We start from the raw sequence: 12,242 nt of genomic DNA, 5'->3' as shown, positions 1-12,242 counted from the left end.
TAACTTCCCTTCCCATAAAAGCCTTATTGCCTTTGCAGGGATAGACCCTTCTGTTTTTCAGTCTGGTAAGTTTGAAGGTAAAAGCAAGATTTCCAAACGAGGTAACCGTCATCTTAGAAGAGTCATTTACATTATGACTGTGAATGTTATAAGGGTTAATTCTTTCTTTAAAGCATACTTCCTTAAAAGAAAACAAGAAGGGCTGCCTTATAAAAAGGCTATTCTTGCTACTGTTCATAAACTTGTTAGAACTATTTTCGCTATGCTTTCTCATAAAACTCTTTTCCATGTTAAGAATTCTTTATAGTTGACTCCTAATTTTTTGTTAGTTGAACTATACAAATAAAAAATTTTTAATTTCTTACCCCACTACCTATATGTTACTTATCTTATAACTATCTGTTGAGTAATTAACGTACAAAATTTTCTACAAATTGAGTAAGTTAAAATTTATATTCTTCAAATGGGTTGGGTTAACTGATTCTATCAGCTGGTAGTAGTGTGTAATCCCCCATAGTAACGCGAGCATCCTTGCTCGCGAAAAGTTCTTCATAGTACCCTGAACCTCAGCGTGTAAACTCTGTTATCAGCAGTTCTAATTTGAGGCTTGCTGTTGCGGTTTTTTAAGATTATTTGGTTGAAAGAAGATTATATCAGTTTGCTTAATTTTGGTTTGCAGGTAAGGGAGATATAAATATCCTTTTACTGTTTCAAATAAGTTTCATAAATACGTTGAGCTTCACTATTGTTGCCTATTGCTTTATATAAATTGTATGATTTTGTAAAATACTTTCTTGCTAAATCTTCTTGATTTTGTGCTAGATATAACTTACCAAATACTTCGTATGCGAATGCCTCCCAGTCTCTCTCGCCCAATTTTTTCACCATTTCTAAACCTTGAGCCAAATAACGCTCTGCTTCTAAGAAATCTTTAAGGTTTGTATATGGTAAAGCTATGTTTATCATAGCATGAGCAGTTTTACTGTAATCACCATTTTTTTGACTAATCTCTATAGCTTCTTTAAAGCACTCAATAGCTTTATTGTAATACTCAAGTGCTTTATTGTAATTAAACATTTTATAGATTTCAGCAATATTAGTCAAAACGATACATTTACCTTCTATATCATTTAAATCTGTATCATTTAAATCTGTGTAATTTTCTAGGCTTTCCTTGTAATAACGCAAAGCCCAATCGATAAGCCCGCGTTTTTTACAGTCGTCCCCAAATTCTGAACATGTCGCAGCCAAAACTCTTTCATCACTTTTATTATTTATAAATCTCGCAAGTGTTCTAGCTGTTCTTAATTCTTCAATACTAAAGTTAAAATAATTTGGATTAAAACGAGCAAGATAATAGTAGACCTTACCCAAACACCAATGTGTGCCTACACTATTTGGATATTTTACAATAAGATTCCTCCCAGATTGCAAAGCACGTTGGTAATCTTGAGATTTAATGTAGTCAAAACACTCCTCAATTAGCTTCTTCAATTGCATATTCTGCATAAACAACACCCCCTAAACTATTAACCAAACCAAACAGCAATATTAAAGTTAAGAAATACTTCTTCATAAACACCCCTAAAATTACCTTTTTATTTGTGAAGCTTTCTTTACCAACATAAAGTTATTCTATCATCATTAAAGAATTTTTGCTCTATCTCTACTCAAAAATAAAATAGTAAAAATTTAATAAGTTCTTCTTTATCCTGTAGATTTATTCAGTTAAAGATAACCTACAATCATAAGAATTAACTGCTTTAAATTCGAACGACACTGAAAAAAAAAGATATTGAGACGAAAGATTGTCTAAAATATCTTAATCTCAACCACGAGCTAAAATCAAGCAATTAGGTATAAAACTACATTTTTGCTTTTATGAAACTAAACACAAGAGGTATATACTACTATAGGCAGATTTTAGAAGAAAAGAAAAAGAAAATAGTTTTTATTGATATTGAGTAAGTTAAGATTTATATTCTTCAAACGGGTTGGGTGTAACTGATTCTATCAGCTGGATGAATTTATAGAAAAATTGGATGTGATCGTTATCAATTAATAATTTCTATTACATAAACTTTAATCTATTAACCAAATTTAGTTGCTATGAATAAGCCAATAATAACAACAGTTGCACCTATTATAAAACCAGTTGTAATATGCTCTCGAAAGAAAAAATAGCTACCAATAGGAACTAATACAAAACTTAATGACATAAAAATTTGAGCCTTATACAAGTCAACCTGTCTTAAAAGATTAATCCATAACAATGTTGATAATCCATATAATATTATTGGAACGATAACTGCAATTAAAACTTTACATGACATCCAACCACCTGATTGTTGAATTACATTTCCTGCATTTTTAAAAAGTAATTGTCCTACAGAAATTGCTATAACACAAATCAATGCAAATAATGTTTGAGTTAAAGTCATTTTTTCCTCCAAATAGTTTTGCTTATGAAAATTTTATTATTTAATGTCCATTTCATTATATTTATAATTTCCAATTCTTTTATGTATTGGTCGTTGTGGTACAGATGAAATATCATAAGCTAAAAATGAAAGTACTAACTGTAACCCAATCAAGATAGGGAGTACAGAAAGCATAACAGTGCCTACAGGCGTTACGACACCTTCATGCATAGACTCTATCCAGTGATAAATTCCAAAGACACCTCCACCAAAGAGAAGAAAAATACCTAATGGAAGCTCAATTGAAGCCAAAGACATATCACGTAAGTAATAATTGTAAAAAATTCTCTTTGCAAAGTTTCGGAAATGTTTTACGATGAACTCTCCAATAATTTTTGAAATTTTTAGATTGCTTTTTTCTTCACCGTATTTTGCTCTCATAGGCACATCAATTACAACAGCTCTCAATATATTAAGTCGAAAGAGCATATCTGTTTCAAAGAAATAACGTTTACTAATCTTATTAAAAGGTAAGTTTTTAGCAACATTTACATGAATTACAGTGTATCCATTAGTAGGATCAAACAAGTCCCAATATCCTGAAGAGAGCTTTGTCATCAGCGATAGCACCGCATTTCCAAATAATCGTATTCTAGGCATCGAACTGATCATCTCTAAATCAAAAAATCGATTGCCTTTAGTATAATCAGCCTCTCCATTAAGGATTGGTTCAACTAATATAGGGATCAAAGCAGGATCCATCTGCCCATCACCATCAAGTTTAACAATCACATCTGCCCCTTCATCTATTGCAGCCCTATAACCTGTCATAACAGCCCCCCCCAACACCTTGATTGATCTCATGTCGCAATATAACAACACGCGGATCTTTACAATTGGCCTCTACATAGTTTCCAGATTGCTCAGGACATTTATCATCAACTACATAAATACGCCACACTTCAGGTCCAATTCCCTCAATTACACCAAAAATATGATTGATTACACGATAACACGGTATAACAACCGCTATTCTTACTAAATCGTTCTTTTTTATTAAAGATGATCCGTATTTAATATTTCTCCTATTCATACATATATACCTCTATATATACCTCTAAAAATAAACATAATTTATTTAAACACCTGCAATAATAAATCCCGCTATTAAAATAGTTAGACCTAATAAAAAGAGTTTTTGAACCGCAAGCTTCTTGTTCATACTTAATAACCCACCAGTCAATATTGCATTTATCAGAAAAACAGGTAATCCATAACGTTGATTTACTAAAAATGGCAAATATATCACTATCATAAATGGCATCAACAAAACTACGTGTAAAATTGATATATTCCTACCAAAGAAAAATGCTGCAAAAATACCAAAAACAAATACTGATATAGCTATAAATAAAGAAAAAATTTTTACTATGCTCCCAAACAATGTATGATTATGATGGTACCAATCTAAAAAATTTGAGTACGGAAAAAACCAAAAATATTTATTTCCTACAGTAAGTCTTCCTATTCTTTTTACACACATAAAAGCATAATTCACCGGATGAGCTTTTATATTTGCTAACCCTGCAGCTCTTAATCTCCGATCACCCTCTAGAGAAATATGCGATGCACCCTTGGTTATTAATTCGGCATCATATGTTTTATGGTGATATGGCGGTTCATCTCCATCTGTATCTATCCTAGATCCAAGCCATAGAACAGCTCCAGATCCTGTAGCAATCATAATTTCTCCAGAATGAATATATCCATTAACCAAAAATGGAAGTATAAGAATAGCAGAGATAGATATCATTATAATTATTTTAAAAGCGGATAATTTATAATTAATTTTATACATATATATTGCTAATAATAGCAAAACTAAATAAAATGGTAAAAGGACTAATCTTGTCAGTGAAGCCATTACACCTACTACTGCACAAATTAAAATATAAAATATATGTATTTTTGTAATAGCAGATTTTTGAATTATTTGGTCTAACAAAAATAAAAATGCAATAAAAAATGCAAAAAATAAAGGTTCTGTAAGGATGGTTGGAGCAAAATAAATCAACTCCGGATATAGTACTACCAAAGATGATGCAATAACAGCAGCCTTTGAACCAAAATGACGTTCAGCGATAAAATAAGTGAAAACAATAGTTGCCCCACTTAAAACTACTAAATTAAATAACCTAATTATAGCAATGTTAAAATTAAAAATCTTCATTAACACGGAAAGATATAGTATATTACCTGGGGCTACCTCAATAGAACTTTGACTACTAAAATAATTTATTACTCCATCATGTAATAATTTAAAAACATAATTAGAATAAGTACCCTCATCATGCCAAAATAAATATAAGCTTTTAAAATCTGTTGGTAACCCAGAATTGAGAAAATAAAACCATCTTATTAAAATGCCAATCAAAGTAATTAAGAAAAGTTTCCTATTGAACCGATAGATTAAAACTGTTATACAAGACAATGTAAATACTAAAATAAAAATAATTAGATATTTTAAAAAAATCTTGTAAATATTATAACCGGTATATCCTGAAAAATCGCCATTAAGGACAACAAAAGGATCATTTCCTGTAGCCTGTACACATAAAGTATTATTACCATAATCAATCAGATTTGCATCGTTTAAATAACCATGTTGTATACCTGAAATTAAATTTTTCTCAACTTCTCCATTTACTAATTTTGCACCTAAGACTTGTATACGTGAACCTGTGCTTCCGAAATCCATTCTGATCTTATTGCTATTTGAAATTTTAAATTCTAATCGAGTAGGCATATCTGATTGACTTATTCTCTTAATTATAGAGTCCTTTTCATTAAACCCATTTCCCTTATCCATAAAAATTTGGACTTCGTCATTTTTACTACTTTCGATGAGTAAATCAATTTTAGGATAGTAGAACCCCGTAATGTGCATATAAATTATTACTGTAAGAGCAATAATCATGGAAACCAAAATAGGAAATTTATTTTCTCTAAATAATGTTTTAATGTTAATAAACATGCGTACAAGTTCCTCCCCATTTCTTATTGGGATATTTTGAATTTATATAATTTATTGCTAATTTAAAATCATTATTAAGTTTGCCCCAACTAAAGTGCTTACATTTCATTGGTATAGCATATGTTTTTATCCCATAATTAACATTTGCATTAAGACAAAAATCTTCAACATATTGGTGGAATGATAATACCTCATTTTCATCAAATCGCAAATTATATTTCTTTAATAAGTCGGTATGTAAAAATAAACATTGACAGTCAACTGTATCCACCAATGTAGGTATATCAATCTTAGTACCATGGTAAATTAAACCTCCATTATGTCCCTGCAAAATTTGACCATAAATGATCTTCTCGCTTCCCTTTAAAATAGCACCTATCGGTCCATAAAGATGAGTATGCTCCAACTTATCAACTATATTATCAATTGATTCTAAAATAGAAAAATCATTGTGCACGAAGAAAACCCAACCGCTATAATTAGATGCTAATAACTTATCAATAGCGTCATTATATCTAATAGGAATTGGGATATTTTCTTCTGTATTGTCATATTTTAATATTTTATGTTCAGTCATATCACTCTGTCACTCCTGTTTTGTTTTCAGATTCTACCACATAGGAATAAAAATTCATTGAAATTCGATTTTTTTTTTCTAGGAACATTATACATTCTAAAAGGCTAATATTTTAGAACCGACATTCCTCAAAAATAATCTATTCGAAATACCCTTGTTTCCTCATAATTGACAAAGGGAGCAACCATCCCTTTAACATATATAGTTATAAACCCAAAACTATAAAAGGAGGTTATAAGGGATGGTTGCATCTATTCCTAAATGATTATACAACATGAAAAACCGATATGTCATTATTACGATATTCCTCAAAAATAATTTATTTATATTTTAAAATAGGACTTACAAGCTATCAGCACAAACTATATTTCTACCCAAATTCTTACACTTATAAAGCATTTCATCAGCTTTTTTTATCATAGACTCAACGCTATCAGCCTTTTTTAATGTAATGCCAACTGATATAGTTATGTTTATGCTATTTTCAGAGTCACTAAAGTCGCAAGAGGAGATATGTTTTCTCAACGATTCAAAAATATTTATAGCTTCATCGCCCATAATTCCCATAAAGCAAAACTCATCCCCACCCAATCTAGAAACTATATCACCAGCTCTAAATCTATTTTTTATTAGTTTTGCTGTAGTTTTTAAAACCATATCCCCAAAGAGATGTCCATAGGTATCATTTATATTTTTAAATTTATCGATGTCTATTATAGCCAAAGAAAGGTTTAAATTATTTCTTTTAGCATTTTCTAAAAGTTTTTCCCCTGCTTCGAATAAAAATCTTCTGTTATACAATCCTGTAAGAAAGTCAGTTGTAGCATGAACTTTCTGAGATTCAATCATTTCCAATATTTCTAAATTCTGCATAACCCTTAAACAAAATTCTTCTCTATTAAAGGGCTTTAGTATAAAATCATTTGCACCACGTTTCAAAAATTCAACTGTTAAAATACTATTTGAATAGGAACTTATACCTATAATAGCCATCTGTTCTTTAGTAAAAGACTTCCTGATAGTGTTAACCAGATCAGCCCCTCTCATTCCAGGCATATTTTCATCAACTAACATTAACCTTATATCTTTATTTTTATCCAAAATAAGCAATGCTTCTTCAGAATTTTTTGCAGAAAGAACTTTCAAGTTATGTGAACTTAAAACATCTTCCATAAATTTTCTTGCTACAGAAGAATCGTCAACTATAAGAACCTTTATATTTTTGTTTTTATAAAGTCTTTTGACACATTTTATAACATAATCAAAATTGTCATTACTATCTTTTAATACATAATCTGCGACACCCTTTTTAATAAGGGTATCTCTAATGTCGTCATTTATGGTAGATGTAAAAACTATTGTTGGAATCTTATTTTTAATACAAAAATCCGCAGCCTCTCCATTTGGACCATCTGGAAGAACAAGGCCAAGGATTGCGCAAAGAACATTATCCCGTTCTTTTTTTATAAAACTTTCAAGCTCTTTGAACGTGCTAAAAACGACTGGCTCGCAATCTGTTTCTTGCTTGATAGCGTTATATAAATACTTGGAAATGAATCTACTATATTCGTATATTAATACAAACAACTAAACCTCCATATTTACTTTAAAAATCTAAATTATATTTATTATCATTATATAACAAAATCCCCCCCACTATTATTTCGATTTATCAGTGATTTATTAAATTAATTAAAGTTTTTTAAATTTTACAAATTAGATTGTTCTAATAAAAAATTTTTTTAATTTCTTTTATTCTCATATTCTTTAAGCAGCTTTACAAAAAGCTCAGGTACCAACTTCATTTCCTTGTCACTTAGAACACATGCTATTCTCATCTGAGTATTGGCATATCTATTTTTATTTTTATAAAAACCAGCTGCAGGAGCAACAAGTAAAGTATAATTTACACCACTTATCTCTACGCTACCCTCACTAGCACAGTACATCACAAAATCATTTGCATCAAATCCAGGTTTTACTACATTTCTTACGTCTACCATAGAATATATTGCAGCTTCTGGCTGAGTAACAATCAAATCTGGCATTAATGTTTTTAAACCTAAATACAGTTCACTTAAAATTTTCTTATAGTAAAAACGCAAAGACCCTATCCAATTTTGAATATCTCGTTCATCTTCATCATTAATAGCTGAAGCTATGTATTGATCAATGCAAGATGGACAAAGATATGTGGTGTTTGCTGCCCTCGCCTGTTCAAAAAATAATTCATTATCAGTTACAAGTGCCCCCATCCTAAGACCACAAGCATTGAATAATTTTGAAAACGATTCTATACTAATTCTTATTTTTGCAGCATTAATTCCAGGCACCTCATCTTCAGAAATATTCCAAATTGATGGAGCAAATTTTATATCATCCCTATAATAAAGCCCTCTATAAGCTTCATCACTCACAAAAAAGATATTATGTTTAATGCAAATTTTCGCAAATTTGTTTATAGTTTCCTGAGTCATAAGAGTTCCCGAAGGATTATCATATGGTATTATTAGAAAAGCTGAAGGATTTTTCTCTTCAATTATCTTTTCAATGGTATTTATTTCAACATCGCCAAATGTACCATCTGAATTCAGCTCCCTATCTATCGCTACTATTTCTCTCCCCAATTCCTGACCAATTGAGATATAGTTAGTATAAACAGGATCAAGCATCATAATAGGTCTATTTATACCATTGAAATTGCCGCAAACTCCAAGCATTACTAGTTTCATAACGTGCGATGCGCCAGTATCAACCATTGTAAAAAGTTCAGGAGCCAAACCGGGTCTCAAAAAGGATTTAATAATTTTCTTAAAAGTCTGATTTACAGAGTCTATTCCCTCTGTTTGGGTATACCTCCATATACCTTTTTTCAGATTAATATCTTCAATAAACAGAAGTCTCTTTAACATAGCTGGATAGGTTGGCAGTGAGATGTTTCCTATCGCTACATTTATGGCATTAATGTACTCTCCTGTCTTTTTTACTCTATCTGAAAAAACTATGCTCGACTTTCTAATACAAGAAGGTGCAATTGATCTGAAAAAATCGCTCGCTAGGTTTTCTAAATTTTTCACTTTCAGCCTCCAATTAATAAAGAAATATAAATATATATAAGAAAGTCTAAATTATGTTGTATACTAAGTCAATTAACTATTCTGACTATTTTAAAAAATATCAAAATTCTCTCCAGGATCCTTTTACCATAACAAATTTTAAACCAAGAGGTGGACCAAACCAATTTTCAGGAGGATCAAGATAAAATATATTCGATCCGTCATTGAACGTAGCATTAGAATCAGGTTCTTCATTAAGTACTAGTAAAGATCCAAAAATATTTCCCGATATGTTAGCAGAGTTAAAAACAGTAATGGTTGAATTAACCGATTGATACGGTCCAATATTTAATGAATCAACATACAGAGAAGAACTTTTTATAGATCCTCCTTGAGAGATATCAGATCCGTCAATATTGAGAGTTCTATTCACATATACATTTGAACCACTTGCATCTACTAAGGCGCCGTTTAAAATATAAACATTATTAAAATTTATTTGCGAATTGTTTGCAATCAATTGTCCATATATTTTCGTGCCACCTTCAACATTTAGTGCTTTGTTTATATTAACAACACAACCCTTGTCGTCCAGAAAATCGCCTTTAATTTGAGCTCCATTATTAACTGTCAATTTTGATGAGCTTTGTAAATTTGAATTTTTTAATACGAAGAGCGAACCACCAACTTTTAGATTATTAGAATTAGAAAGATTTAAATCTCCCAAAACATTTAATCCGTTCTTAATATTTACTTCTTTACTTTCTAAAATAAGGTTTCCATTTACAAAAAGTTGTCCGTTGAAATCAAAATTAGCGTTTGATGGAAGAAGTAGGTCTTTATAACTAGAAACGTCAGAAGAAAAGGTAATCTTGCAGTTATCTTGCAAATTGTTGATCTTCAAATTTGTCCCCAACCTCACTGGAACTAAATAGGTTTGATTGCAATTTAAAGAATTTAATATAGGTGCGCTATTAGCAGGATCCAAATAGTTGACAACAAAACCAGAAGGCAAATTTTGTAAACCCTTTATATATTCTTGCCAAAAAGGAGAACTTTCATCAAGATTTATTTTAATTGGCTCAGAAGGATTAGATAGTCCATCCGCACTAGTAATAAAAAATATATTTGGATAAGAGTTCCCACCATAATTTATTAATATTCCAGGTGTAGCTTTATCGCTGTATTTGGTAACTACCCTTACATTACCTGTTGTAGAAAGCCTGTTCCTTACTGCTAACGCGTACCTTGGGACTGAAAACTGTTTCTCAGCTAAAATTTCAATATTCTTGTCTGGAGAGCTTACAATTATTCTTTTATACTGACCTATATCAAATACAACAACTTTTACAGGTATAGAATTTTCAACTAATTCCCCTCCACTATATTCTGGATCCTCTGATAACTTTAACAAGGTATCATTGAGAGCCTTTTCACAAGCCATAAGATGATTGGCATTTGTTTTTATTACATTATCAGTATTTAATGTATTTTTGATAGCTAAAGAACAAATAGAAATTGCAATAAAAATAAAAAACATAGTAATCAAAACAAAAAGAAGTGAAAAACCACTTTTAGATATTTCGCAGTTTGATGTACTTTTCAATATGTGTTTTTTCAGGAGAGCTAATATCAATTGAAATCCTCACAATGTCGCCTGATGCATCTTCTATAAAATTCCCCTCTTCTATTCTGCCTCTTAAGGCACCAAGAGCACTAACATATACATCAGGTGGATTCATAGGTTCTGTATTACCGTTTACATACCTCATAAGAAAGCCATTAGAAACATAATACCCTACACGCTCATAATTACCATCACCTTCTGGAAAAGTCTCGTTTGGAATATTATCTAAATCAAGATTAAAAAATATAGAATTTTCATTTATGACTACCCCAGGGTCTGAATTTTTATCGCTTGCTAACAGCATGTTTTTATAACCGCATTGTCTAAGTTCTTGCTCAATTCTTAAAATTGCGAATGAACTTTCAGAAATTACTTCATCTTTACTCTGAATTTGCGTAAGAATTTTAGAAGAATTATACAAATTCATTACCAATATCAAAACTATAATAGATCCTATCAGCACTGATAGCAAAACTTCTAAAAAAGAAATCCCGCATCTAAAATTATTTTTAAAATTCAGATTGCAACGTAACATCCGCAAATCTTTTAGGAATCCTTTCATCAACAACTATTACAGTAATTATTTTTTTGCCGTTATTTACGATCTTCTGGATATTAACTTTAAAGCAATCACTATCAACGCAGCTAGTTTGTTCAACATTTAAACTCTGATCGCCTTTATCAGACAGAACTCTTTCAAAATTACTTTGCGCAACTTCAAGAGCCTTATTGTACAAATGCAGATTTTTCTCTGCAATCACAGATTGCGATAAACCTTCAAAAGAAATCAACATAAATATTGAAAGTATAAAAATACTTACAACAACCTCCAATAAGGTTATACCCTCCTCAGAATATAACGTCCTCACAAAACCCCTTAAAAAGAAAAAATGGTGTCCACGACAGGAATCGAACCTGTGACCCCCGGATTAGGAATCCGATGCTCTATCCTACTGAGCTACGTGGACATATATAAATAACATAGCAAAATAGCACTATTATGTCAAATTTAGTAATATTATGTTTTAATATATGATTATGACTGATAAAATAAAATTAAAATACAATTTTGATGATAAGCCCCCTCTATTTATAATATTTCTTCAAGCATTGCAATGGGTAGTACTAATACTTCCACCATTAGTAATCGTAGCAAGCACTATAGCAAAGCTAGACAATTTTACTTATTCAGAAGAGGCAAACTTTCTTGCAAAAATATTTTTAATTTCAGGAATTTTTCAAATACTTCAATTAAAATTTGGCCACAAATTACCACTTTTAGTTGGACCATCCACTGCTTTAATGCTTGGTTTTGTTTTGAACCCTAATGCCTCTTTAGAAGAGATTTCATTTGCATCAATCATAATAGGCATATTAATATTAATTCTTGCAAAAAGCAATATAATAAAGAAACTTTTAATACTTCAATCAAAAGGCGTTACAGTAAGTGTGCTTTTATTGATAGGTATCTCGCTAATTCCGATATCTATAAACTTAGCTTTTTCGTCAGTACCATTTACATCTAGTG

The 12,242-nt window shown here is 30.8% G+C and carries 11 protein-coding genes, 1 tRNA gene and 1 pseudogene; 2 read left to right on the top strand and 11 right to left on the bottom strand.

What is annotated here, in order from left to right:
• Positions 1 to 25 precede the first annotated feature (25 nt).
• Positions 26 to 307 (top strand): transposase, encoded by a 282-nt coding sequence (locus ACWIUX_RS03255; protein WP_448589293.1) that lies wholly within the window; start codon positions 26 to 28, stop codon positions 305 to 307.
• A gap of 395 nt (positions 308 to 702) precedes the next feature.
• Here ACWIUX_RS03255 and ACWIUX_RS03250 read toward each other — a convergent pair whose 3' ends face one another.
• The 11 genes and pseudogenes from ACWIUX_RS03250 to ACWIUX_RS03200 all read right to left on the bottom strand — a co-directional run bounded on the left by ACWIUX_RS03250 (position 703) and on the right by ACWIUX_RS03200 (position 11,682).
• On the bottom strand, positions 703 to 1,509 hold the full coding sequence (locus ACWIUX_RS03250; protein WP_448589292.1) for a tetratricopeptide repeat protein: 807 nt from the start codon (positions 1,507 to 1,509) through the stop codon (positions 703 to 705).
• Positions 1,510 to 2,090: 581 nt separating this feature from the next.
• On the bottom strand, positions 2,091 to 2,441 hold the full coding sequence (locus ACWIUX_RS03245) for an EamA family transporter (protein ID WP_448589291.1): 351 nt from the start codon (positions 2,439 to 2,441) through the stop codon (positions 2,091 to 2,093).
• Between the two features lie 36 nt (positions 2,442 to 2,477).
• A pseudogene (locus ACWIUX_RS03240) lies at positions 2,478 to 3,513 on the bottom strand (glycosyltransferase family 2 protein).
• 45 nt (positions 3,514 to 3,558) lie between these two features.
• Positions 3,559 to 5,454 (bottom strand): ArnT family glycosyltransferase, encoded by a 1,896-nt coding sequence (locus ACWIUX_RS03235; protein WP_448589290.1) that lies wholly within the window; start codon positions 5,452 to 5,454, stop codon positions 3,559 to 3,561.
• Positions 5,444 to 6,031: a hypothetical protein gene (locus ACWIUX_RS03230; RefSeq protein ID WP_448589289.1), complete on the bottom strand. Its 588-nt coding sequence runs from the start codon at positions 6,029 to 6,031 to the stop codon at positions 5,444 to 5,446. The genes ACWIUX_RS03235 and ACWIUX_RS03230 overlap by 11 nt, the downstream gene beginning before the upstream one ends.
• A gap of 342 nt (positions 6,032 to 6,373) precedes the next feature.
• Positions 6,374 to 7,618, bottom strand: a complete 1,245-nt coding sequence (locus ACWIUX_RS03225) for a diguanylate cyclase (protein WP_448589288.1) — start codon at positions 7,616 to 7,618, stop codon at positions 6,374 to 6,376.
• Between the two features lie 155 nt (positions 7,619 to 7,773).
• Positions 7,774 to 9,108 carry an aminotransferase class I/II-fold pyridoxal phosphate-dependent enzyme gene (locus tag ACWIUX_RS03220; protein WP_448589287.1) on the bottom strand — a complete coding sequence of 445 codons (1,335 nt, stop codon included), beginning with the start codon at positions 9,106 to 9,108 and terminating at the stop codon, positions 7,774 to 7,776.
• 100 nt (positions 9,109 to 9,208) lie between these two features.
• Positions 9,209 to 10,723 carry a hypothetical protein gene (locus tag ACWIUX_RS03215; protein ID WP_448589286.1) on the bottom strand — a complete coding sequence of 505 codons (1,515 nt, stop codon included), beginning with the start codon at positions 10,721 to 10,723 and terminating at the stop codon, positions 9,209 to 9,211.
• Entirely contained in the window at positions 10,662 to 11,249 is a 588-nt protein-coding gene (locus ACWIUX_RS03210) for a PulJ/GspJ family protein (RefSeq protein ID WP_448589285.1), read from the bottom strand. Before ACWIUX_RS03210 ends, ACWIUX_RS03215 begins: the two co-directional genes overlap by 62 nt.
• A complete protein-coding gene (locus ACWIUX_RS03205) occupies positions 11,224 to 11,583 on the bottom strand; it encodes a type IV pilus modification PilV family protein (protein ID WP_448589284.1) in 360 nt (119 codons plus the stop codon). The genes ACWIUX_RS03210 and ACWIUX_RS03205 overlap by 26 nt, the downstream gene beginning before the upstream one ends.
• 22 nt (positions 11,584 to 11,605) lie before the next feature.
• Positions 11,606 to 11,682, bottom strand: a tRNA-Arg gene (locus tag ACWIUX_RS03200).
• A gap of 70 nt (positions 11,683 to 11,752) precedes the next feature.
• Here ACWIUX_RS03200 and ACWIUX_RS03195 point away from each other — a divergent pair.
• Positions 11,753 to 12,242, top strand: a 490-nt coding sequence (locus tag ACWIUX_RS03195; protein WP_448589283.1) for a solute carrier family 23 protein, incomplete at its 3' end; no start/stop codon positions are given.

The organism is Thermodesulfobium sp., assembly GCF_053498235.1.
This window is presented reverse-complemented; position numbering and strand designations above follow the sequence as displayed.